The organism is Halobaculum halobium, from assembly GCF_030127145.1.
Taxonomy (GTDB): Archaea; Halobacteriota; Halobacteria; order Halobacteriales; family Haloferacaceae; genus Halobaculum; species Halobaculum halobium.
Map to the genome: position 1 here is coordinate 24,865 of NZ_CP126158.1, position 21,811 is coordinate 46,675.

Here is a 21,811-nt window from a genome sequence, read left to right on the forward strand (position 1 = left end):
TACGCACACCCGTAACGTAGACCATGACCGAGGAGACCGATCTGGAGGAGCTCAAACGCGGGACCGACCTCGTCAAGCGCGGCTTCGCGCGGATGCAGAAGGGCGGCGTCATCATGGACGTGGTCAACCGCGAACAGGCTCGGATCGCCGAGGACGCCGGCGCGGTCGCCGTGATGCACCTCGAGTCCGTCCCGGCGGACATCCGTAAGCGGGGCGGCGTCGCGCGGATGGCCGACCCCGGCAAACTCGAGGAGGTCATCGAGGAGGTGTCGATCCCGGTGATGGGGAAGGCCCGCATCGGCCACACCGCCGAGGCACAGATCCTGGAGGCCGCGGGCGCCGACATGGTCGACGAGTCCGAGGTGCTCACGACCGCCGACGAGCGCTACCACATCGACAAGCGCGAATTCACCGCGCCGTTCGTTTGCGGCGCGCGCAACCTGGAGGAGGCGCTGCGTCGCATCGACGAGGGCGCCGCGATGATCCGGACGAAGGGCGAAGCCGGCACCGGCGACGTGAACCAGGCGGTCACCCACCAGCGCAACATCCAGCGCGCCGTCCGCCAGCTCTCCGGGATGGCCCGCGAGGAGCGCGACGAGTGGGCTCGCGAGCACGGCGCGCCCCGCGAACTCGTCCACGAGACCGCCGAGATGGGTCGCCTGCCGGTCGTCAACTTCGCTGCCGGCGGCATCGCGACGCCCGCCGACGCCGCGCTCATGATGCAACACGGCTGCGACGGCATCTTCGTCGGCTCGGGTATCTTCGGCGCCGAGAACCCGCCCGCAATGGGCGAGGCGATCGTCAAGGCGGTCAACAACTACGACGACCCGGAGACGCTCACGGAGATCGCCAAGTCCCCCGGTAAGGGGATGTCCGGCCAAGCGAACGAGCAGATGGACGAGGAGGAGAAGCTGCAGGGCCGCGGCGTCTAACGACGAGAGACACGCGTTGGGTGTTCGCCCGCACGAGCGTTTTTATTCGATACCGGGGCCACAGCTGTGCGACTGTCGTGATCTGACTCCGGCCGCGGGGCGCACGCGGGTGTGCGACACGCCGTTCCGCGGGCAGCCCGCCGTGTCGCCTGTTCGCCACCACACCGGCGACGAGCCCGCCGTGCGGCCGCCCGGTCGCCGCGGGCTTGATGCCTTCGGAACTCGTAGCGACAGCCGTGAGCCACGACGGAGCCTCGGACGCGCCGCCGGACGCAGACCCGTTGGCAGACGTGGACCCGCACCGTCATCCGGTGATCCTGTTCGACGGGGTCTGCAATCTCTGTCACGGGACGATCAGATTTCTCGTCCGCCACGACGACGAGGGCGTGTTCCGGTTCGCGCCGCTGGACTCGCCGGTCGGGCAGGCGCTGTTGCGCGAGCACGGACTCCCGACCGAGGACCACAACTCCTTCGTGCTCGTCGAGGGCGACGAGACCTCTCAGAAGTCGACGGCAGCGCTACGGGTCGCCCGTCGGCTGGGGGCACCGTGGCGGTTCGCGTGGGCACTGCGCCGACTCCCGCTCGGCATCCGTGACGCCGCCTACGACGTGGTCGCCGAGTACCGGTATGAGGTGTTCGGGAAGAAAGACGCCTGCGAGGTGCCGGAGCCGGAGGTCAGGGAGCGCTTCGCCGAGCGGGCGCTGGAGTGACCGGCACGCCGGTCGGCCGCGGTTCCCAGTCGAGCTACAGCACCGTCGCGCCGTCGCCGACGGCGGTCTGGTACGCGCGCGCACCGACGCCAGCGTCGGCAAACCCTCGACCATCGCCGAGGCGACCGCGCGCTTGCGACCCGGTTCACACACCGCGAGCACGCTCGGGCCGGCGCCGCTGACGGTGACGCCGGTCGCCCCGGCCGCCAGTGCGGCCTCGCGGACCCCCTCGTAGCCAGTGATCAGTTTCGCGCGCGCCGGAGTGACGACGGGGTCGTCGAGTCCGCGGCCGACCAGTTCCGGGTCCGAGCGACACATCCCGGCCGTGAGCGTCGCGGCGTTGCCGACCGTCTCAACGTGGTCGGTCATCGACACGGAGTCCGGCACGACTCCGCGGGCGTCGCGCGTGGAGACGACGACCTCCGGGAGGCACGCGACCAGCGCCAGGTCGGCGTCGACGCTCGTCGCGCCGTCGTCGCTGCGGACGATCGTGAAACCGCCCAACAGCGCGGGTGCGACGTTGTCTGCGTGGGCCTCCCCGGAGACGACCGCCTCCCCCTCGGCTGCGACGGGAACGAGGTCGTGTCGGCTGTAGCCCCTGTCGTACAGTTCATTCAGTGCGACCGCGGCGGCGGCGGCGGACGCGGCCGAGGAGCCGAGTCCCGAGGACGGACGGACGCCCTTGTCGATGTGAATGTGTGCCGGAGCGTCGAGCGCCTCCGCGACGGCGCCGACGACGTTCTTCTCGGGGTCGGTCGGGATGAAGTCGGCGCCCGCGCCGCGCACTCGGATGGTCGTCTCGGCGGCGCGCTCGACCGAGACGGTGTCTGCAGGGTGTGACAGCGCGACGCCGAAGGTGTCGAAGCCGCTGCCGAGGTTCGCGCTGGTCGCCGGCGCGCGGGCGGTTACCATGCCGCCTCGGTCCGCCGCGGCGGCCAAAAGGATGACGTTCGGCTCGAACCGCCTGCCGCTCCTGTTCGGTGTTCGGGAGTCGTCGGGCGCGAGTCGGGAGTCGACGCGAGGCTATCGCCGCGAGACGACGAACACGAGCGGGCCGATGACGACGAGCACGATGCCGAGGAAGAGATAGTGGACCGGCACGAGCGACTGCGGCGTCAGCAGGAACACGACGCCGAACAGCATCGTGTTGAGCGCCATGGCTTTCCGCGAGACCGGTAGCGTTGCGAGCGTCGTCAGCACGAACCCGAGCAGCAGCGCCTGTCCGACGTTGTACGGGAGCAGGAAGCTGTCGACGATCTGGAGCGGGATCATCTCTTGTCTTCAGTTCCCCCCGGGCGCCGCATTAACGTTCCGTTCTCGCTCGTTTGCGCCCGGCCCCCGCGATGCCAGACCACCGTTGAGCGGACCGTCCGCACGGCGGGTACATCGATCGAATCGCCTCCCGCAAGACGTGGCTCTGGATCGCTCCGCCGCCCGACTCGTTCGCCGTCTCGCTCAATTCGCGCGGTCGTTCGGCGTGCCGGGGTCAGCAGCGACACCGTTCTCGCCGTCGTTCGGGTCGCTCTCGGTCGGCTCATCGAGCGACGATCCGGACGGCGAGATCTCGCGATCGGTACCCGGGCCGGTGATGTCCAGCGGTCGGATCCACCCGTACCAGACGGCGAAGACGGTGAGGCCGTACCCGAGAATGAACACCACGCGACCGAGTTCGTTGAAGCCGAGGAGGCCCAGCTGACGGCGGACGATCCCCGTTCCCGCAATACCGACGACCAGCACCACCGCGAGCAGGAGTCGATCGCGAGTGATCCGGTCGCGAAGCCGCGTGTCGTCGCCCATACCCACGCCAGGGTCCCCACCACCGAGAACCCCGCGATCCGAACCGGAACCGGTGACCAAGAGCGCGGGCCTGAGCATCAGAGCGCGAGCTAGAGCATCGCACCGGGGAGAGACCACCGGTCGTGTGAGTCGGTCTCGCGGCAGCGCAAACACTATTCGCGGAGCGGGACCCGTCCTCTCATGGACTACCGCGCGATCCCCGACGAGCACGAGACCGCATTCGACGACGTCCTCGTGTACGCCTTCTCCCCGGAACGAGGTCCCGATTACGAGCCGGAGGGCCCAGATCGGCCGGCGTCGTTCCAGCCCAGAGGCCTCTACGAGGACGACGGCGGGGATCGAGACGACCCTGCAACCGAGACGCTCGCCGCTGTTTGCGGCTACTACGACTTCTCTGCGCGGATCCGCGGGGGCATTCGAGACGTGGCCGGCGTCTCGGCGGTCGCGTCGCCCCCGGAGATGCGCCGTCGCGGACTCGTCCGCGATCTCCTCGGACACGTCCACCGCGAACTCCGTGACGCCGATGTCGCCTTCGCCGCGCTGTGGCCGTTCGAATACTCTTTCTACCGCCGACTCGGCTACGAGCGGATCGGCGAGTACGCACGGATCGAGGTCGCTCCGGAGGCGCAGCGAGCGCGTGTCCGGACCCGGCGGGGGCGTTTGAACGGCTCGACGCCGACGCGTGGCCGCGGCTGGACGCAGTGTACGACGAGTGGGCGGGCGACGAGTTCCGGCTGGACCGCGGCGAGGGCTGGTGGCGCCATCGAGTATTCGAGTCGTGGGAGACCGACCCGTACGTGTACGGGTGGACCGACGGTGACCGGGGCGACTCACTCCGCGGCTATCTCGTCTACACGATTCGGGACGAGGATGGCTCCGACGGACGAGCGTTGACGGTGAACGAGTTCGCGGCCAGAGACCGGGAGGCTCGCCGACAGCTCCTGCGATTCTGTCGCGATCACGACTCGCAGGTTGAGCGCGTCCGGTTCACCGGGCCGGCCGACACCCGCCTGTTTGACGACCTCGACGACCCGCAGGCCGCGGAGACGGAGATCCGTCCCGGACCGATGGCGCGCGTCGTCGACGTCGAATCTGCGCTGGCGGCGATCGAGTATCCCGCGGACCTCGAGACGACGCTCGTGTTCGACGTGCGCGACGACTCCTGCGAGTGGAACGACGACCGCTTCCGGCTGCGCGTTGCCGACGGTCGCGGCACCGTCGACCGGGTCGCGGACGCGGATGCGGAGGTGGTGCTCGACATCGGCGCGCTCGCTCGATTGGTCGTCGGCTCACACTCGGCGAATCGGCTGGTCGAACTCGGCGCCGTCGATACCGAAGGTGAGGCGACGCAGCCGGCGCTCGCAGCCGCGTTCCCGCCGACAAACCCGTTCCTCCGCGAGGGGTTCTGATCGCGCGAACGCGGCGCGTGACGTGGCAGTCGCAGTCCTGACAACCGCGATCTGCGGATTTGCCAGATCCGAACGCGCGGTTCACGAAAGCCACCTCCCGCCTCTGGCACCGCTGTACGGGGTGGACCCGCGTGTGGTGTGAGTGTGAGTCGAGGTAAACCTACCCTTACCCGTAGTATTGGTAGAACGCGGAAATTGGGTGGCTGGGGAGCCAGTGGCCCAATTCTCACCGGCCAAGGGCCGGTGATACCTTGGATGGGCCAACGCGGATTTGAACCGCGGACCTCCCGGTTATCAGCCGAGCGCTCAACCTGACTGAGCTATTGGCCCAGGTGAGCGCATCTCCGAGTAGTGGGAGGGATTGGTTAAGCGTTTCCGTTCGGCGTCGCCGCCACGTCATGCGGTTGCACGCCGCCCCGGTCGGGTGGATCTCGGTCACCTCACCCGCGATCGGAGACGGCGTCTGAGGCGACCGGGTGCGCCTCACTACCGCCGTTCATCGTCATCGTCGACCTCCTCGAAGTCGACGTCGACGACGTCCTCGTCGCCGGCGGCGCTGGCGTCACGGCCATCCGTCTCCGTGGGGCCGAATCCCACGCTTCCGGCCGTCCCGTTCCCGTCGCTGCCGGCCGTTCCCTCGGGGTTCGGGAAGCCCTCGGTCCAGACCGCGCCCGTCGCGAAGCCGTCCATCCGCGCGTCGACGTACGGGACGACGACGTAGCGCCGCAACAGCTCGCGGATCGGGTACCTCGTTGGCGGGATCGCGAGCAGGAACCCGATCGTGTCGGTCACCAGACCGGGCGTGAGGAGGAACGCGCCGGCGGCGATCAACAGGCCGCCGTCGAGCACCTCGCCCGTGGGCGCCTCGCCCGTCGCGAGCTTCCGCTGGATGGCCCGGAGGGTGTGGCGCCCCTCCGCGCGTACGAGGAGCATCCCGAGCAGTCCGGTGAGGACGACCAGCGCGACCGTCTGCACCGCGGTGAGGAGATTCGTCGCCACCCACAGCAGGAACGCGGCGTCCGCCAGCGGGATCGCGAGCAGGGCCACGAGCAGGTAGCGAACCCGAATGCGCATACCCGGGCTACCCGAGCGCGCAGTATAGCCCTTTTGGAGGTCGACTCGCTGCTCGCACGCTCGGCCGATCGCGCGACGACCTCGCCAGCGGCTCTACCGGGCGAAGCGACCGAACGGACGAGCGCCGCAACTGCCAGTTGCCCCTCGCGTCCGCGAACGCCGACTTTACCCTCGGGCGCCCCCGAGCGCGACTATGACCGAGGACACGCGAGTTCTGTGGCGTGAGTGGGGGGATGACGCGTTCGCCGAGGCCGAACAGACGGACCGCCCGGTGTTGCTGTTCCTCACGGCCACGTGGTGCGACGACTGCCACGAGATGCTCGTCGAGACGTTCGGCGAGCCGCGAATCGCGGCCAACGTCAACGACGGATTCGTCCCGGTGAAGGTGGACGTAGACCGCGAGCCGCGCGTCCGGGAGCGGTACAACATGGGGGGGTTCCCATCGACCGTGTTCACGACGCCGTCGGGCGAACTGCTCACCGGAGCGACGTATCTCGGACCGGAGGGCTTCCGCTCGGTGCTCACCCGCGTGCGAGAAACGTGGGACGAACGCGGTGAGGACGCGGGACGAATCCCGCGTGCGCTCGCCGGCAACGAGACGCCGAGCGGGCCGGTGACGACCGCCATCGAGGAGCACCTCGCGGGGCAACTCGACGCCCAGTGGGACCCGGACTTCGCCGGGTGGGGCGACGACGCGAAGTTCCCCATGCCGCGGACGGTCGAGTTCGCGCTCAAGCGCGACCGGTACAAGGCGACTCAGACCCTCGATGCGATCGACCGCAACCTCCTCGACGAGGACGGCGGCGTCTTCCGGTACGCGGGCGCGCGAGACTGGTCCGACCCCGCCCGCGAGAAGCTGCTCGCCGACGACGCCGGCGTCCTGCGCGCGTTCGCCAACGCCTACCTCTACACCGGCGACGAGGCGTACCGCGAGGCGGCCGACTCGATCCGCGCGTTCCTCGACGCCGACCTCTGGTCGGGGTTCGCCTACGGCGCCAGCGTCGGCCCCGACGGCGAGCGGACCGACCTCACGGCCTACGCCGGCGGCAACGCCCTCGCCGCCGATGCACTGCTCACCCTCGCGGCCTACACGGATGACGAGCGCGCGAAAGCGTCCGCCGAGCGCGCGCTTTCGTACCTCCGAGAGACGCTCGTCGCTGACGACGGCACCGTCCGCCACGTCGACGACGATGGCGCCGAGATCGATCTGCTCGAGGACGTGGGGCGCGTCGCGGCGGCCTTCTGCACAGCCGAGTCCGTCCTGGGCGACGGGCTCGACCTCGCCCGCGCAGTCACCGACCGCGGGCTCGACGTCCTCGGCGACGAGCCGGCGTTCCGCGACGGTCCCGCGACCGGTCTCGGGCTGGTCGACAGGCCGCTCCGACCGATCGACAGCGTGGTCGAGTTCGCGGACGCGCTGGTCGACCTGGCCGCGCTCACCGGCGAGGACGCTTACCGCGAGCGCGCCGAGGCCGCGGTCGGCGCCTTCGCCGGCGCGACCGAGCGCATGGGCGCGCAGGTGGCCGGCTACGGCTCGGTGGCCGCCCGACTCACACACGAACCGCTCGTGGTCGACGTCGGCGTCCCTGCCGGCTCGGATCTCCACCGCGCAGCGTTGCGTGTCGCCGACCACGAGAAGGTCGTCGTCCCCGACAGCGACCGCGCGCCCGAGGGTGCCGCCGTCCTCCGCGGCCGCGACGCCGGGCCCGCCGAGTCGCCGGACGCGTTGATGCGCCGCGTCGCCGACGCCGCCGAGTAAGCGACGACGTGCCGCTTCGCTCCGCGCGCCGGAGGGTAAACTCGGAGTGTGTTTTTTGAGTGTCCATGTCCTGGGTGTGGTATGGCCGACCTTCGCGACCTCGGGCTCTCGGAGTACGAATCTCGTGCGTATCGCGCGCTCCTCGACGTCGGACCCGCAACCGCAAAGGAGTTGTCAGAGGCGAGCGGCGTCCCGATGGGCCGGGTGTACGACGTGCTCAACAGCCTCGAACGCCACCGGCTCGCCCGCAGTCAGGCCGCGAGCAGACCGAAGAAGTACCTCGCAGTCGAGCCGGACGCCGCCCTCGACCGGCTGCTGGAGGAGAAGCAGCGCGAACTCGACGAGCAGGCCGAGCAGTACGAGGCCGTCGTCGACGAGCTCTCGTTGGAGTTGGAGGCCGGCGACCCGCCGGACGAGCAGTTCTGGACGGCTGCACTCGGCCCGGAGGAGACGGCTGATCTGTTGCTCGAACGGCTGTCTGCGGCCGACGATCGAGTCGTGATGATCGCAGCCGCGCCCGCCTCCGGACTCGACATCGGTGCCGTCGGCGAGCGGATAACCGAGGAGTTGGAGGCGGCGCTCGAACGCGGCGTCGAGGTGTCGCTGCTGCTGTCAGAGGAGCTGCCCGCACAGCTTCCGGAGGGGGTCGGCGAGCGCTACTTCGACCGGATGGCCGACCACCCGAACTTCACGGTGCGGACCGCGCCGGGACTGCGCGGGACGTTCACGCTCGTCGACGACGCGGAGGTGTGCATGGAAGTTCCGAGCCCGGTGGATCCGGACGAGTCGTTCGCGATGATCGACCTGAAGGACCCCGAGTTCGCCGGCGACGTTCGCCGGACGTTCCGCGAGCGGTGGGAGGACGCCTCGCCGCTCGGGCTGTAGTACGGGACGGAATCGACGACCGGAGACGAACAGGCGAGGCGGAAACGGAATGGCATGACGAGGTCGGCGGAACCGGGAGCGGGTGAATCGATGAGTCGAGCCTGAACTCCGCGATCAGCGACTGAGCTCCTCGCGCAGCGCGCCCATGGTGATCTCGCGTTCGGCGTGGGCGTTGTGCTGGTGGATGGACTCGTCGTTCGACTGCTTCATGTGAACGACCACGTCGTCCGCGAGGTGGTCGTACGTCTCGACCACGTCCTCTGCGAGCGCGCGGACGCAGTCCTCGACGAACTTCGCGTCCATGTGTGCCTCGTAGGTCATGTGGTCCTCGTCCGGGCGCTTGGCGTAGTTGTAGATGCGCGCGCTCATCGCGTCGCGTGCGGTGTCTATCACGTCCAAGAGGTCGACCTCGGGGGCTCCGTCGGCCGTGAACGTGAGCGTGGCGTGTCCGCGCTGGGAGTGGCCCGGCTGCGGGACGGCGTCGAGGAACTCCTCGGCGACCTGATCGTCGACACCGAGATCGTCGAGCTTCTCGCGGGCGCGCGACTCCGACATTCCCTGTGAACACGGGCAGACGGTCATGCCGGTCACTTCGGCGCCGATCTCCTCGCGGGTGCCCTCGTCGTCGGCGACGGCGGAGGCGACGACGGTGAACGTCGACTGCGTCTCGCGGTCGGAGGCGGGCGTGTCCTCGCGGGCCGCGAGCTCGGCGGTCATCTCGACTTCCGCCGTGGTGGTGTAGTCGTGCTTCGCAAGCAGCCGTTCGGCGGCGTCGCCGCAGACGTCCTCGATGCGGTACGCTTCCTCGCGTGTTGCCGCCTCCAGCACCTCGTCGATCACCTCCATGTTTCGGCTCATGTCGATCCCCTTGCGCTCGCTGGGCAGGTCGACGAACACCGAGAACTCGGCCATGAACACCCAGGGTCGCTTCTCGTCCCGGCCGACTTTCACGAGTTTGTCGACGCCGGTGACACCGACCTGGCTGAGTCCGACGGTGACGTCCGGCCGACTGGCCTGCACGTCCGGCAACTGGTGACTCATTGAGTAGATACTCACAAGGGTCGACGCTGATTAGTGGTTTCGAAAGCTGAAGGTGGCGCCCATGCTCCTTCGAGACCGGCCGTCGCGCGCGGTGTCCCCCGCGGCGTCAGGGCCAGTCGTCGCGCGCGTTCTCGTCGAAGTGGTCCGACTGGTCGTCGGGTTCCGTCGTCGTCCACCCGGCCGCCTCCGCGGCCTGCTCCAGCGGGAGGAACTCCCAGCCGGTGTCCTCGGAGACCGCGCGGTCCTCGTCGGTCGTGCCGACGAACACGTGGCGGTCGGTGTCGAACTGCCGCTTGACGTTCTCCAGTGACTCCCGCACGCCCCGAGGGCCCGAGAAGAAGTCCTGGCGGATGCGGTGCTTCCGGGTGAAGTTGGTGACGACGTACGTGGGCTTCTCCGAGACCACGCCGACGTACTCCGTCCACCCGCGCGCGTCGTTGAACACCTCGTTCGGATCGGCCAACGACTTCAGCGCGTCCAACTCGAAGGCGAGCGTCATGTCGCTCGAACCGCCGCCGTTCATGAGCGTACTCCGAGAGTCCCGCCGAAAACGGTGTCGGTCCGACGGCTCGGTCGTCGGTCCTGTCGCGTCTTGTCTCTGTGAACCCAGCGGGAGTTGGCGTCCTCGGCGGTTACTCGGCGGTCGCGCCCTCGGTTTCGAGGTCGTCGACCGAGAAGCCCTCGGTCATGAGGACGTCCTTCTGTCCGCTCACGTCCACCTGCTCGCGCATGAGCTGTTTGTACGCAGACTGCGGTGCGAGGTTGCCGATGAGCACGCCGCCGACGATCTTGCCGTCCTTCAGCGCGAGGCGGCGCCACTCGTCGTCGCCAAACGAGCGCATGACCTCGTCGTCGCCGAGCGTCGGATGGCCAAACGAGAGGAACGGGAAGTCGAAGTGCGTGATCGAGTACGACGAGACCCAGCGGAACTCCGCCGAGCCGTACTCGAGCATGTTCTTCGCGGCGATGCTCCCCTGCTCTTTCGCGCTTCCCCACGCGCCGTTTTGGGCCTGCTCGCCGAGGATGACGTCGTAGAAGCGCGTGATGTCGCCGGCGGCGAACACGTCCTCGTCGTTCGTCTGCATGAACTCGTCGACGACGATGCCGTCGTCCGTCTCGATGGGCGTGCCCTCGACGAGTTCGGTGTTGAGGTTCAGCCCGATGGCGACGCCCGCGAAATCAGCGTCGAAGCGGTCGCCGTTGGGATCGACCGCGGCCGTCACGTGGCCCTCGTCGTCCGTCTCGAAGTGGTCGACGCCGGAGTCGAAGACGGGTTCGACGCCGCGCTCGCGCATCGCCTCGTGCATGATCTCGGCGCCCTCCTCGTTGAGCGCGTAGCGCCACCAGGCGTTGCCGCGCATCAGGTACTTGCCCTCGATGTCCTGCGCGCCGCAGATTGCTGCCAGGTCGATGCCGAGCAGACCGGCGCCGACGATGACAGCCTGGTCCGCGTTCTCGGCGGACTCGCGGATGCGACGGGCGTCTTGGAACGTCCAGAAGTGGTGGACTCCGTCGGCGTCGCTCCTCGACGGGGAGCTGCTGGGGCGTGCCGCCGACCGCGAGCAGCAGCTTGTCGTACTCCAGGACGTCGCCCTCGTGGGTTTCGACCTCGTGCTCGTCGGTGCGGATGTCCGTGACGAGCGTGTTGAGTTCGAGGGAGATGTCTCGCTCCTCGTACCATCCCGTCTCGTGGATGGAGATGGGCGCCTCGGGGAGCTTCCCCTTGGCGAACTCCTTGATGAGGATACGGTTGTAGAGGGCTTCCCCTCGTCAGTGATGACGGTGATGTCGGCGTCGGGCGCCTCCTCACGGAGGGTCTCGGCGGCGGAACTACCGGCGATCCCGTCGCCGATGATGACGAACGACTCGCTCATACCGGCGATTCGGATTCGGGGTTAATGTGGGTTGCTATCGACGTGAGGGTTCACGAGAGTTCGTCCCAAAGGGATTCACGGGTTCCTCTAGGAATCGAAGGACTGCCCCATCGCCCCTCGACGATCGCTTACCGTGGGTTCCGATTCGCCGCACATTCAAGAGCGTCCAGCGCCATCAACTGCGTATGAAGCTCCGCCAAAACGTCCGCCACTGGGCCGCAAAGCGCGCGCTCACCACGCCGGTCGTCGGCGACTACGTCAACGAGAGGCTCGTCGGGATGCACACCGATATCTTCCTCGACAAGGCCGACGAGGAGCGGCGCGAGGGCCGACGCGCCCATCTCGACGAGTTCTTCGACGCGACGATGGACACCTACGTCGCGGCGCTGGAAGCGGGCTACCCCGAGGCGGAGGCCCGCGAGATCACTCACATCCAAGCCAACTTCGACTTCTTCAACCACGGCTGGGCGGAGATGATGGAGATCCCCAGCGACGAGTTGGAGCAGCACTACCGCCGATACGAGCGGTTCTTCCAGCGGTACAGGATCACCATCGACGACCCGCTCGGCGAGTTCCGCCCCGCGGACGGCGTCGCCGACGCGCCGGCCACGCCCGAGCGGATGGACGCCGGCGAGTTCGAGAACGCGGTCGCGGGCTTCGCCGACGACGCGTACGTCGAGGACGCGGACGGCGAGCTCCACGTCGGCGGGACCGACGAACCCGACGAGGTCGACGTGAGCGTCGCACCGGGCGCTGACGAGGTCGATTTCGACGGCGACGACGAGGCGAAGGCCGACTGATCGCGGCGCCGCGTCCTGCGCCGACTGCGGCTTACTCCTGCCAGTCCGGGTTCGGCCGCGGCGGGCTGAAGATGTCGACCCCCTCGACCCGCTCGTCGCCCCTGTTCTCGGCGCCGTGAACCTCCTCGCCCGCCAAGACGTACGAATCGCCCGCCTCGCAGACGACCTCCTCGCCGTCGGCCAGGATGAACGTCAACGCACCGGCGGTGATGTAGCCCGCCTGCTCGTGGTGGTGGCTGTGCGACGGCACCTCCGCGCCGGGTTCGATCGAGAAGTGCTGGACGCTCATCTCCGCGCCGGTCGCGAGTTGGGCGAGGTGGGCCCCCGGAACCGCTTCGGTGTCGGTGCTCGGATCGTGGCGTTCGCGTTCCATACCCTCCCTGCCGACGGCGAGGCGCTTAATTCCGCGGGCGACGCTGGGGGCCGGGCTCGAAGACCACACGGGAGCTGCCCCCACAGCGGGTCCCGAGTGCCGGTGTAGTAACAAGGTTCAACACCGGTGGCGAGCAACCCGCGAGTATGTACGCGGTCGTCGGCTGTCACTCCTGTGGCACCTACTGGCTCGTCGCCGACCCCCGGGACCAGGACTCCGCCACCTGCCCGCGCTGTGACACCCGCCACCGGACCGACCGCCTGAAACGGTTCTACGAGTCCGAGGACCGGGCGGCCGCCGCCGAGGCGCGAGCGAAACTGCTGGCCGACAAGCAGGGGCAGTCGGCGGCGTTCGAGCGCGCGGGAACCGTCGCCGAGTTAGAGCGAGAACTGGAGGAGTCCGAGGCGGTCGTCGACGATCGCGAGTATCTGGAACGCGCCGGCCTCGACGCCGACGAGGTCGCCGCCGCCGGCGCCGACGACGCGGGGGAGTCGCGCTCGCGAGACGAGGTCGTCCGCGACGCGTTCCGCGAGGGGACTGCAACCGAGGCGGATATCGTCGCCTACGCGACCGACCACGGCGTCCCGGCCGAGGCCGCGCGCGACATCCTCGACCGGCTGACGCGGCGGGGGAGGCCAGCGAATCGCGCGGGGAGTATCGGCTCCTGTAACCGCGACCGAGCGTTTATATCGGACTGCGGACCAGTCGACCCATGTCGATGCTCGCGGGACCGGTGGCCGTCGCCGACGCGGTCACGGTGCCGCTGCAGTCCGGCACCGTCGGCGGCGCCGAGGGCGTCCCGCCGTACGCAGGGTTGCTGTTTCTCGCCACGTTCGTCTCGTTGCTGGGGCTGTTCCTGACGCTGCACGGCGCGGCGGCGTACGCGCTGCTCGTGTGGGAGTGGACCGCCGGCGTCGCCGCGTGGGTGTACGTCGACCCCGCCGTCGGCGTCTTTCTCTTCGCCGCCGGCGCGTTTCAGGCGCCGATGGCGGCGCACCTCTGGGGCGACCCGCTGCGCCTCCGGCGCCGAAGCTGGTGGGCGGTGCAGTCGCTCGCGGCGGCGCTGAACGAGCGGTAGCGACGCCGACGCGAACGAGCGCCGCGGTCGCGACGCGGGGTCACCGCCCGAGGCTCGCGTGCGCCGACGAGAGGTTTCTCGAGGCGAGCGCCGACAGCAGCGACAGTTCGCCGGCCAGCGCCGCGACCGCGACGGCCTCCGCGAGCGCGTCGCCGTTGCTGCCCGCTGGATCGCCGCCGCCCCGGATCCCGAGCACGTCGAGCGCCTCCGACTGCGTGGGCAGTTTCGTCCCGCCGCCGACGGTTCCCACCTCCAGCGAGGCGATGGTCACGCTCACGTACAGCCCCCCGTCGTCGTCGACCTCGGCGGTCGTGATCGCGTTCGCGCCCTCGACGACCTGCGCGGCGTCCTGGCCGGTCGCGAGGAACATCGCGGCGACCGAGTTGGCGACGTGGGCGTTGAACCCCAGGCTGCCGGCCTTCGCGGAGCCGACGAGGTTCTTGCGTGTGTTCACCTCCGCGACGGCCTCTGGCGTCGTCTTCAGCGTCTCCGCGACCGTCTCGCGGGGGATCGTCACGTCGGCGGCGACGGTTCGCCCGCGTCCCTCGACGGCGTTGATCGCGGCGGGCTTCTTGTCGGTACAGAGGTTCCCCGACAGCGCCACGAGCGAGGCGGTCGTCTCCGCTTCGATCACGTCGCAGGCCTCCTCGGTCGCGATGGTTGCCATGTTCATCCCCATCGCGTCCTTGGTGTCGTACGCGAACCGGACGAACACGGTGTTGCCGACCACGTACGGCGTCGCCTCCTTCAGTTCGCCGTGGCTCGTCGTCGCCTCGGCCGCCTCACGGAGCACGGCCGTGTTCTCCCGCACCCACTCGGAGAGCGCTTCGGCCTCGGCCACGTCGGCGACTCGGAAGGCGGGCGCACGCGTCATGCGGTTCTTGAGGACGCGCGCCCCGCTCCGCCGGCGGTGTTGAGCGCCGCGCAGCCGCGGTTGACGGAGGCCAGCAGCGCCCCCTCGGTCGTCGCCATCGGCAGGTAGTGCTCGCCCGAAATCGCGCCGCCGTCGATCTCGACCGGGCCGACGACGCCCAGCGGGATCTGGATCGCCCCGAGCATGTTCTCGATGTTGGCCTCGACGCCGGCGGCGTCAAAGGCGTACTCGCCGCTGGTGGAGAGATCGGCACCGGAGTGGTCCTCGACGAGCAGCCGTCGCGCCGCGGCGGCGGTGTCGGCGTCCGCGTGTTCCTCCAACTCGTACAGGCGGAGGTCGCTGTCGCGCACGCGCTCGGCGAGCGCGGCCGCGTCGGTGTCGGTGTCGGTCATACCTCGGCGTGACGGCGGCGGCCGCTAAGTCGTGTCGGTTCCGTGCACCCGCCCGCTTCCCGAACCGTTTTGCTCCGGGCGGACCCGGCCTCTGACATGACCGAACCCGCGGACCTCGTCGTCACGAACGCCGAGGTGCACACGCTGGCCGACCCCGACGAGACGGTCGACGCCTTCGCCGTCCGCGACGGCCGGATCGTCCGCCTCGGCACGACGTACGACGTGGAGTTCCTCGCCGGCGCCGACACGACAACGATCGACGCGGGCGGACGCATCGCGCTCCCCGGACTGATCGACGCGCACACGCACCTCCTCAACGCCGGCCGGTCGCTCGTTCACGCCGACCTTTCGGCGGCCGACTCCCCGGACGAGGCGGTCGAGTTGCTGCGCGAACGCGCCGAGGAGGTCGAGGGCGGCGAGTGGGTGCTCGGCTTCGGATACGACGAGTCGACGTGGGGCGAGTCGCGATACCTCACGCGCGAGGACCTCCACGCAGTGAGCGAGTCGCTCCCCGTTGTCGCCTTCCGGGAGGACATGCACGTCGCCAGCGTCAACGACCCGGTGTTCGACCGCCTCCGCGAGGAGATGCCGGCTGACGACGTCCACACGGCGGGTCCGAACGACGAGCCCACCGGCGTGATCGTCGAGGAGGCCGTCGACCCCGTCTACGAGGCGATCGAACCCGGCGCCGCCGAGGCCGAGCGGCTGGTCCGCGCCGCGCAGGCGACCGCCAACGAGCGCGGGGTCACGATGGTCCACGACATGGTCCGCCAGTCGAAGGCGCCGCAGGTGTACCGCGACCTCGACCGTGCGGGCGAGCTCACGCTGCGCGTGCGGATCAACTACTGGGCCGACCACCTCGACTCGCTCATCGACGCCGGCCTTCGAACGAACCACGGCAGCGACATGGTCCGGACCGGCGCGGTGAAGTCCTACACCGACGGCACCTTCGGCGGACGGACGGCGAAGCTCCACGAGCCGTACGCCGACGCCCCCGACGAGACGGGCACGTGGGTGCTCGGTCCCGACGAGATCGACGAACTCGTCGCCCGCGCGGACGATCACGGCTTCCAGGTGACGCTGCACGCCATCGGCGACGCGGCGGTCGACGCGGTGCTCGACGCGTACGAGGACACCGACGCTCCCGGCGACTCCCGACACCGGATCGAACACTCCGAGCTCGCCAGCGACGAGGCGATCGACCGGATGGCCGACATGGGCGTCGTCGCCTCCGTGCAGCCCAATTTCCACAAGTGGGGGTTCGAGGGCGGTCTCTACGAGGATCGCCTCGGCGACCGCAGAACCGACGCGAACCGCCTCCCGGCGTATCTCGACGCCGGCGCCCCACTGGCGTTCGGCAGCGACTGCATGCCGCTGAACCCGCTACTGGGCGTTCACTACGCGGTCAACGCCCCCAGCGAGGATCAGTCGCTCGGCGTGACTGATGCCCTCCGGGCGTACACGGCGGGAGCGGCGTACGCCGGGTTCGACGAGAACCGACTCGGGACGATCGAGGCGGGGTACCGCGCGGACTTCGTCCTGCTCGACGACTCGCCCTGGGAAGAGGCCGACCGGATTGACGAGATCGGCGTCGCGCTGACTGCAGTCGACGGCGACGTGGTGTACGACGACCGGTAGCTGTCGGCGCGCCGGCCGGGCTCAGTCCCGTCGTTCCACGTCGAGGAGATCGAGCGTTTCGTCGACCGTTACCGAGAGCACGTCGCCACCGCAGGGCAGGTCGAGCCGGGCGCGCAGCGGCTCCTCGCTCACGACGGTCGTGTGCACGTCGCTGACGGTCCAGGGATGCGTCCAGAACGGCTCGGTCGTGAGGTCGACGCCGCGCTCGGAGAAGAACGTGAGCACCGGAGCGGAATCGAGGAGGTTCACGCCGACCGCGGAGGTGAGTCGGTTGTCGCAGCGACCGCACACGTGTCGCACCGCGATCTCCTGGCCGGGAACCGCGGTGTCGGCCGCGACGCTCGTCTCCATGCGGCCCATGCACTCCGGGCAGACGCCGTCGGCCGCGAGGCAGTAGTGGTGGCGGACGTGGTGGTGGAACGCGTCGAGGAACTCCTCGGGAGTGCGGTCGGCGAGCCCCCGGCGGGAACGAGTAGTTGACCGGCGTCCGTCCGCACTCACTGCAGGCGATCGTCAGCAACTCGTTCGCGTACGTCGCCACCAGGTCGCCGCCGCACTCGTAGCAGGCGCCGGGCGCGTCGAACGGCCCCACCTCGCTTCGCCCGGTGAACGTGCCCGCGAACACCGAGCGCACGACCTTCCAGCCCGGGGTGCGGAATTCGTATCCCTCGACGCAGTCGTCGGAACCCGTGCTGTCGTCCGATCCGGCTTGGCCGTCGTCGGGGTCGCCGCACTCGACTTTCCGGACGAAGTGATCGAGGAGTTGCTTGAGGTGGTAGTTGAAGTGCGCGCTGTCGTCCAGGCCGGTGCGGTCGTACAGTTCTGAGAACGCGACCGGTCGGTCGTCGTCGCGCTCGATCGTCGCCTCGTGCAGCGACTGGAGGATGTCGATGCGAGTCTCGTTGCCGAGGAGGGCGAACGCCTCGGCCGGATCGAGGTCCGCCTCGCCCGCCCGATCGATAGCCTCCTCCGCGGATCTGCTCATACGGATATCTGCGTCAGCGCTCGGTAAAATCGTTGGGTCGAACCCGCGGATCCGCGACCTACTCGACGGAGAAGCGCACCGCGTCGTCGTCGCCGGCGACGCGCGCGCCCTCTTGCTCGGCGAAGGCGTCGCGGAGGCGTTCCCAGGTGTCATCCAGCGCCTCGACGATCACCTTCGTATCGGAGACGACCGGCATGAAGTTCGTGTCGCCCTCCCACCGCGGGACGACGTGGGTGTGGAGGTGGTCGTCGATGGAGCCGCCGGCGGCGCTTCCGCCGAGGTTCATCCCGGTGTTGAGTCCGTCGGGGCCGAGGGCGTCGTCGAGCGCGCGCATCGTCCGCTGTTTCAGCCGGGCGTGATCCAGCAGGTCGTCGTCGTCGAGCGCGGTGAACCCCCCCTCGTGAACGCGGGGGATAACCATCACGTGCCCCGGGTTGTACGGGTAGTTGTTGAGCAGGGCGAACGCGCGCTCGCTGCGGGCGACGATGCGCGAGGCGCGGTCGTCGTCTCGTTCGGGGAGCACGCAGAACGGACAGCCGTCGATCGCGGCCCCGTCGTCGCGTTCGACCCACTCGATCCGCCACGGCGCGAACACCTGATCCATACCCGGCGGTCGCCGGCCCGCGTCTTGAACGGTGCGCTCGGACTGCCACCCTCGCGACGCAAAGAGTTATCACATACGTAGTAGCTTTATCGGGGTTAGTGCCGTAGGCGACCGTACATGGCGACCCAACCCTCCGATCCAGACCACGTCACCGAACGCTGTTCCGACTGTGGCTGGGAGACGACGCACGACGTGCAAGTCGAGATCCGCACGGAGAGCCAGAAGGAGGAAAACGCCGAGTTCTCCCGCGAGCCGTACCGGATCACCACCTGCAGCGAGTGCGGGTCCGAGACCGCGACCCGGATGAACAACGCCTGAGACCGGCTGCTTGACTCGACCGACCGACTCGTCGGGTCGAATCGGAGCGACCCCGGAACCACGCGATCCTTCTCTCGCCGCCCGCGCCGATCAGCGCCGCATGCCGACTCAGCCGAACAGCCCTGCCGTCGTCACCTCGATCCCGTCCTCGGTGACGACGAGCGTGTGCTCCGCCTGGCTGACCAACTCGTCGTTCTGCTCTTTCAGCACCGGATACCCTTTGACAGCGCCCTGCTGGGAAAGCCGCCGCAGCGCCATCTCGGTGCGCGAGGAGTCGAGCCAGCGGGCGGCGAAGGGGAGCCCGTCGAACTCCCGGACCTGTTCGAGCGCCTGTCGGGCCGCGCGGTTGCGCACCGACACGTCCTGGGTCAACTCGAAGATCTCCTCCTGGCTGCCCTCGCCGACCTTCCCGCGGCCGGTGGTGGCGAACGGCTCGATGGCGACGACCTGCCCCGGCTCCAACTCGACCGATCGGTCGACGCCGCGATTGGGCACGCTTGGGCCGGTGTGGGCGTCGAAGCGCTCGACGCCGTGGCCCGAGAGGTTGTACACCGGCGTGTAGTCGTACGCTTCGATCACGTCCTCGATCTCCGCGCCGATCTCGCCGACCGGAACCCCCGGTCCCGCGGCGTCGACGGCCGCCTCCAGCGCCTGTTCGGCGGCCTCGACCAGTTCCGTCTCCCCCGCGAGGTCGACCGTCACCGCGGAGTCGGCGATGTACCCGTCGACGTGGACGCCGATGTCGAGACAGACGACGTCCTCGCCGAACTCCGTCTCGCCGTCGCGCTCGGGCGTCGCGTGGCTCGCCTCCTCGTCGATCGAGATGTTCACAGGGAACGCGAGCCCGGCGCCCTCCTCGCGGATGCGCTCCTCAGCGTACTCGGCGACCTCCAGATGCGTCGCGCCCGGCTCGACCAGTTCGCGGGTCTCGCCCATCACCGTCGTCAGGATCTCGCCCGCCTCGCGGTACTTCGCCAGCACGTCCTCGTCGAGGGCACTCATGCGCTAGCGTTCGACTGAGCGGGGGAAAGGGATTGCGCTACCGCGGAGTGGAACACCGCCGCCGCTCCGGGGATCGCCGACGCTTCCGCGGCCTTTTTGCTGAGCGGGCGGCGAGCGGGCGTATGGCAAACCAGCCCCACCTGCTCGTCGACGAGGGCGACGTCCACGAGATCGCACTCATCCCGGGCAACCCCGACCGCGTCGACCGCATCGCCGACCACTGCGACGAGTCGGAACTCGTCGCCGAGAACCGCGAATACCGCGTCGTCAACGCCACCTACGACGGCGTCGATCTCACGATCTGCTCGACGGGTATCGGCTGCCCCTCCGCCGCCATCGCCATCGAGGAGCTCTGCAACGTCGGCGTCGAGACGGTGATCCGCGTCGGCACCTGCGGCGGGCTTCAGACCGACGTGGAGATCGGCGACATGGTCGTCGCCACCGGCGCCGCGAAAGAAGAGGGGACGAGCAAACGCTACGAGAACGAAGTCTACCCGGCGGTGCCCGACTACGACACGCTCACGGCCCTGGTCGACGCGGCGGAGGCCAACGACGAGGACGTGCACGTGGGGCCGATCGTCTCCGACGACGCGTTCTACAACGAGTCCGACGAGTACGTCGCCGACTGGGAGGACGCCGGGTTGCTCGCCATCGAGATGGAGGCGTCGGCCGTCTTCTCGCTGGCGCGTCGCCGCGGCATGAACGCCGGCGCCATCTGCACCGCCGACGGCAACCTCGTCGCCGGCACTCAGAAGGGCGCCGACTCCGAGGACGAACTGCCGGAGAAGGCGAAAGACAACGTCGGCCGCGCGATCGACATCGCGCTCGACGCCGTCGCATCGCTGTAGGGGCGCTGACGGATCGCCACCCGGCCGCGATAGCGCTGCTGTAGCGACGCTGAAGGTCGTTTGGGCACGGGGTTGATCTTCGGACACGATCCCGTCGAAGAAGCTTTGCCGGATGACCATCCTTTATCTGAATACTATGGGCCGTGACGGGATAGCTGCCGACCAGCACGACGAAGGCGAACAGACCGAGTGGAGTGTGACGCTGGCGGACGATGCGCTCTACCGCGCGTTCGCCTCGAGGGCGCGACGACGGCTTCAGCGGCGGTCCAAGACACTGGCCCCGACGGAATCTCCGTTGACGAACTCGCGACCGTGTTGTGCGGGTGGGACGCCGCTGACGCCGGGGCGATGCGAACCCCGAGCGACCGGAACCAACTGCTCATCGCGCTCAGGCACGTTCACCTGCCGTCCCTCGACGATGCCGGGCTGGTGGAGTACGACCGATCCGCCGGAAGGGTCGCGCCGCGGCCGCTCGATCCGCGCGTCGAGGAACTGCTCGAGCGGAGCGTCGCGGCCGAGTCTCTCTCCCGGGAGTGACGATGCTCGATTCGTTGCTCGCGAACGCCCGGACCACCGCACACGCGTTCACCGTCTACCGCGGCGCGGAACCCACCGGGATCGAGTCGCTGTTCGACGCTCACGGCGTGGCGTTCGAGGTGCGAACGCTGCCGCCCCTCGGGCCCGATCCGTTCGTGCTCATCGAGAGCGGCGGGGAGTTCCTCGGAGTGATCAGCGTCGACGAGTTGGACGACCTCCTCGACCCACCGATCGTCCGTCCGGGCGATCGCGACGGGGTCTCGCCCGGGTACCGCGCGGTCTTCGAACTGTTCGACGACACGCTGTTCACGTCGATGCGCCGGCGCTCGCTGCTCGCGGTGAGCCGCGAGATCGAGGACCGGGCCCATCGGGTCGGGACCGGCACGCTCCGCGCGAGCTTTCAGCGGTTCTCTGCGTTCCGGCCGCAGGTCGGCGTGTACAGCTATCTCGCGGCCGACACCGACCTGTCCGTTCACGTCCACGGCGTCGACGACTGGGACGTGCCGCCGATACCGGGAGTTCGGTACCACGCGGTCGACGACGAACTCGAACGGTTCTGGGTCCTCGCGTTCGACGGCGGCGACGAGGGACAGGCCTGCGGGCTCGTCGCTCGGGAGGACTCCGACGGCTACACCGGCTTCTGGACGGACGACGCTGCGATAGTCGCCGAGATCGCGGCCGCGGTGACCGCGGCGTGAGCGGCGGTCGTTCCCGACGGGAGGGAACCGATTGCAGTTCGTCCGGGTCCGCGCCGCCCCTCGATCACTCCTCGTCGAGGAGGCGCCGGGCGAGTGCCTCCGAGTCTCCGCCCCCAGAACGGATTGGACGAGCAGGTGACCGCCGATCGTCGCCGGCGAGATCACCATGTCAGCGCCCGCGCG

Annotated in this window: 20 protein-coding genes, 1 tRNA gene and 6 pseudogenes; 14 read left to right on the top strand and 13 right to left on the bottom strand. The window is 69.2% G+C overall.

What is annotated here, in order from left to right; all coding sequences use genetic code 11:
* The first annotated feature begins 23 nt into the window (after positions 1 to 23).
* Together pdxS and P0Y41_RS00135 are read left to right on the top strand one after the other, a co-directional pair.
* Complete coding sequence (gene pdxS / locus P0Y41_RS00130) at positions 24 to 932, top strand: pyridoxal 5'-phosphate synthase lyase subunit PdxS (RefSeq protein WP_284061987.1); 909 nt, start codon at positions 24 to 26, stop codon at positions 930 to 932.
* A 236-nt stretch (positions 933 to 1,168) separates the two neighbouring features.
* Positions 1,169 to 1,642, top strand: a complete 474-nt coding sequence (locus P0Y41_RS00135; RefSeq protein ID WP_284061988.1) for a thiol-disulfide oxidoreductase DCC family protein — start codon at positions 1,169 to 1,171, stop codon at positions 1,640 to 1,642.
* 34 nt (positions 1,643 to 1,676) lie between these two features.
* On the opposite strand, the pseudogene P0Y41_RS00140 reads toward P0Y41_RS00135, so the two are convergent.
* The 3 genes and pseudogenes from P0Y41_RS00140 to P0Y41_RS17930 all read right to left on the bottom strand — a co-directional run bounded on the left by P0Y41_RS00140 (position 1,677) and on the right by P0Y41_RS17930 (position 3,517).
* Positions 1,677 to 2,554, bottom strand: a pseudogene (locus tag P0Y41_RS00140) (homoserine kinase).
* Between the two features lie 111 nt (positions 2,555 to 2,665).
* A complete protein-coding gene (locus P0Y41_RS00145; protein ID WP_222915982.1) occupies positions 2,666 to 2,914 on the bottom strand; it encodes a DUF8006 family protein in 249 nt (82 codons plus the stop codon).
* 183 nt (positions 2,915 to 3,097) lie between these two features.
* A complete protein-coding gene (locus P0Y41_RS17930; protein WP_490396649.1) occupies positions 3,098 to 3,517 on the bottom strand; it encodes a DUF7996 family protein in 420 nt (139 codons plus the stop codon).
* A 102-nt stretch (positions 3,518 to 3,619) separates the two neighbouring features.
* Between P0Y41_RS17930 and P0Y41_RS17935 the strand changes: the two are divergent.
* Positions 3,620 to 3,967: pseudogene (locus tag P0Y41_RS17935) on the top strand (GNAT family N-acetyltransferase); the annotation flags it as partial.
* A gap of 173 nt (positions 3,968 to 4,140) precedes the next feature.
* Complete coding sequence (locus tag P0Y41_RS00155; RefSeq protein ID WP_284061990.1) at positions 4,141 to 4,848, top strand: GNAT family N-acetyltransferase; 708 nt, start codon at positions 4,141 to 4,143, stop codon at positions 4,846 to 4,848.
* Positions 4,849 to 5,104: 256 nt separating this feature from the next.
* On the opposite strand, the gene P0Y41_RS00160 is transcribed toward P0Y41_RS00155, so the two are convergent.
* Both P0Y41_RS00160 and P0Y41_RS00165 read right to left on the bottom strand, forming a co-directional pair.
* Positions 5,105 to 5,178 (bottom strand) — tRNA-Ile (locus tag P0Y41_RS00160).
* A 156-nt stretch (positions 5,179 to 5,334) separates the two neighbouring features.
* Positions 5,335 to 5,916, bottom strand: a complete 582-nt coding sequence (locus P0Y41_RS00165; RefSeq protein ID WP_284063429.1) for an FxsA family protein — start codon at positions 5,914 to 5,916, stop codon at positions 5,335 to 5,337.
* 199 nt (positions 5,917 to 6,115) lie between these two features.
* Between P0Y41_RS00165 and P0Y41_RS00170 the strand changes: the two genes are divergently transcribed.
* Positions 6,116 to 7,681, top strand: a complete 1,566-nt coding sequence (locus tag P0Y41_RS00170) for a DUF255 domain-containing protein (protein WP_284061991.1) — start codon at positions 6,116 to 6,118, stop codon at positions 7,679 to 7,681.
* An 81-nt stretch (positions 7,682 to 7,762) separates the two neighbouring features.
* Positions 7,763 to 8,566: a TrmB family transcriptional regulator gene (locus P0Y41_RS00175; protein WP_284062059.1), complete on the top strand. Its 804-nt coding sequence runs from the start codon at positions 7,763 to 7,765 to the stop codon at positions 8,564 to 8,566.
* A 114-nt stretch (positions 8,567 to 8,680) separates the two neighbouring features.
* On the opposite strand, the gene mptA is transcribed toward P0Y41_RS00175, so the two are convergent.
* The 3 genes and pseudogenes from mptA to P0Y41_RS00190 all read right to left on the bottom strand — a co-directional run bounded on the left by mptA (position 8,681) and on the right by P0Y41_RS00190 (position 11,481).
* Entirely contained in the window at positions 8,681 to 9,607 is a 927-nt protein-coding gene (mptA, locus tag P0Y41_RS00180; RefSeq protein WP_284061992.1) for a GTP cyclohydrolase MptA, read from the bottom strand.
* A 106-nt stretch (positions 9,608 to 9,713) separates the two neighbouring features.
* The gene (locus P0Y41_RS00185; protein ID WP_284061993.1) at positions 9,714 to 10,130 is read right to left on the bottom strand and encodes a DUF7124 domain-containing protein; all 417 of its coding nucleotides are present in this window, start codon (positions 10,128 to 10,130) and stop codon (positions 9,714 to 9,716) included.
* Between the two features lie 109 nt (positions 10,131 to 10,239).
* A pseudogene (locus P0Y41_RS00190) lies at positions 10,240 to 11,481 on the bottom strand (NAD(P)/FAD-dependent oxidoreductase).
* 185 nt (positions 11,482 to 11,666) lie between these two features.
* Here P0Y41_RS00190 and P0Y41_RS00195 point away from each other — a divergent pair.
* On the top strand, positions 11,667 to 12,281 hold the full coding sequence (locus P0Y41_RS00195; protein WP_284061995.1) for a DUF6149 family protein: 615 nt from the start codon (positions 11,667 to 11,669) through the stop codon (positions 12,279 to 12,281).
* A gap of 31 nt (positions 12,282 to 12,312) precedes the next feature.
* On the opposite strand, the gene P0Y41_RS00200 is transcribed toward P0Y41_RS00195, so the two are convergent.
* The gene (locus P0Y41_RS00200; protein ID WP_284061996.1) at positions 12,313 to 12,654 is read right to left on the bottom strand and encodes a cupin domain-containing protein; all 342 of its coding nucleotides are present in this window, start codon (positions 12,652 to 12,654) and stop codon (positions 12,313 to 12,315) included.
* A gap of 146 nt (positions 12,655 to 12,800) precedes the next feature.
* Here P0Y41_RS00200 and P0Y41_RS00205 point away from each other — a divergent pair.
* Together P0Y41_RS00205 and P0Y41_RS00210 are read left to right on the top strand one after the other, a co-directional pair.
* Positions 12,801 to 13,324: pseudogene (locus P0Y41_RS00205) on the top strand (DUF5817 domain-containing protein).
* A gap of 42 nt (positions 13,325 to 13,366) precedes the next feature.
* Positions 13,367 to 13,732 (top strand): hypothetical protein, encoded by a 366-nt coding sequence (locus P0Y41_RS00210; protein WP_284061997.1) that lies wholly within the window; start codon positions 13,367 to 13,369, stop codon positions 13,730 to 13,732.
* Positions 13,733 to 13,772: 40 nt separating this feature from the next.
* Here the strand turns inward: P0Y41_RS00210 and hmgA are convergent.
* Positions 13,773 to 14,998, bottom strand: a pseudogene (gene hmgA / locus P0Y41_RS00215) (hydroxymethylglutaryl-CoA reductase (NADPH)).
* 96 nt (positions 14,999 to 15,094) lie between these two features.
* Here hmgA and P0Y41_RS00220 point away from each other — a divergent pair.
* Positions 15,095 to 16,636, top strand: coding sequence for an amidohydrolase (locus tag P0Y41_RS00220; RefSeq protein WP_284061998.1), 1,542 nt, complete (start codon positions 15,095 to 15,097; stop codon positions 16,634 to 16,636).
* A 21-nt stretch (positions 16,637 to 16,657) separates the two neighbouring features.
* Here the strand turns inward: P0Y41_RS00220 and P0Y41_RS17940 are convergent.
* Both P0Y41_RS17940 and P0Y41_RS00230 read right to left on the bottom strand, forming a co-directional pair.
* A pseudogene (locus P0Y41_RS17940) lies at positions 16,658 to 17,774 on the bottom strand (DUF7351 domain-containing protein).
* Entirely contained in the window at positions 17,680 to 18,225 is a 546-nt protein-coding gene (locus P0Y41_RS00230; protein ID WP_284062000.1) for an HIT family protein, read from the bottom strand. Before P0Y41_RS00230 ends, P0Y41_RS17940 begins: the two are co-directional and overlap by 95 nt.
* A gap of 117 nt (positions 18,226 to 18,342) precedes the next feature.
* On the opposite strand from P0Y41_RS00230, the gene P0Y41_RS00235 reads away from it, so the two are divergent.
* Entirely contained in the window at positions 18,343 to 18,543 is a 201-nt protein-coding gene (locus P0Y41_RS00235; protein WP_284062001.1) for a DUF7835 family putative zinc beta-ribbon protein, read from the top strand.
* 108 nt (positions 18,544 to 18,651) lie between these two features.
* Here P0Y41_RS00235 and map read toward each other — a convergent pair whose 3' ends face one another.
* Positions 18,652 to 19,545 (bottom strand): type II methionyl aminopeptidase, encoded by an 894-nt coding sequence (map, locus tag P0Y41_RS00240; RefSeq protein ID WP_284062002.1) that lies wholly within the window; start codon positions 19,543 to 19,545, stop codon positions 18,652 to 18,654.
* A gap of 122 nt (positions 19,546 to 19,667) precedes the next feature.
* On the opposite strand from map, the gene P0Y41_RS00245 reads away from it, so the two are divergent.
* The 3 genes from P0Y41_RS00245 (at position 19,668) to P0Y41_RS00250 (ending at position 21,628) form a co-directional block, all read left to right on the top strand.
* The gene (locus tag P0Y41_RS00245; protein ID WP_284062003.1) at positions 19,668 to 20,393 is read left to right on the top strand and encodes a guanosine phosphorylase; all 726 of its coding nucleotides are present in this window, start codon (positions 19,668 to 19,670) and stop codon (positions 20,391 to 20,393) included.
* A gap of 312 nt (positions 20,394 to 20,705) precedes the next feature.
* Positions 20,706 to 20,930: a DUF7344 domain-containing protein gene (locus tag P0Y41_RS17945; RefSeq protein WP_432764894.1), complete on the top strand. Its 225-nt coding sequence runs from the start codon at positions 20,706 to 20,708 to the stop codon at positions 20,928 to 20,930.
* Between the two features lie 314 nt (positions 20,931 to 21,244).
* A complete protein-coding gene (locus tag P0Y41_RS00250) occupies positions 21,245 to 21,628 on the top strand; it encodes a DICT sensory domain-containing protein (protein ID WP_284063430.1) in 384 nt (127 codons plus the stop codon).
* The last annotated feature ends 183 nt before the right edge of the window (positions 21,629 to 21,811 follow it).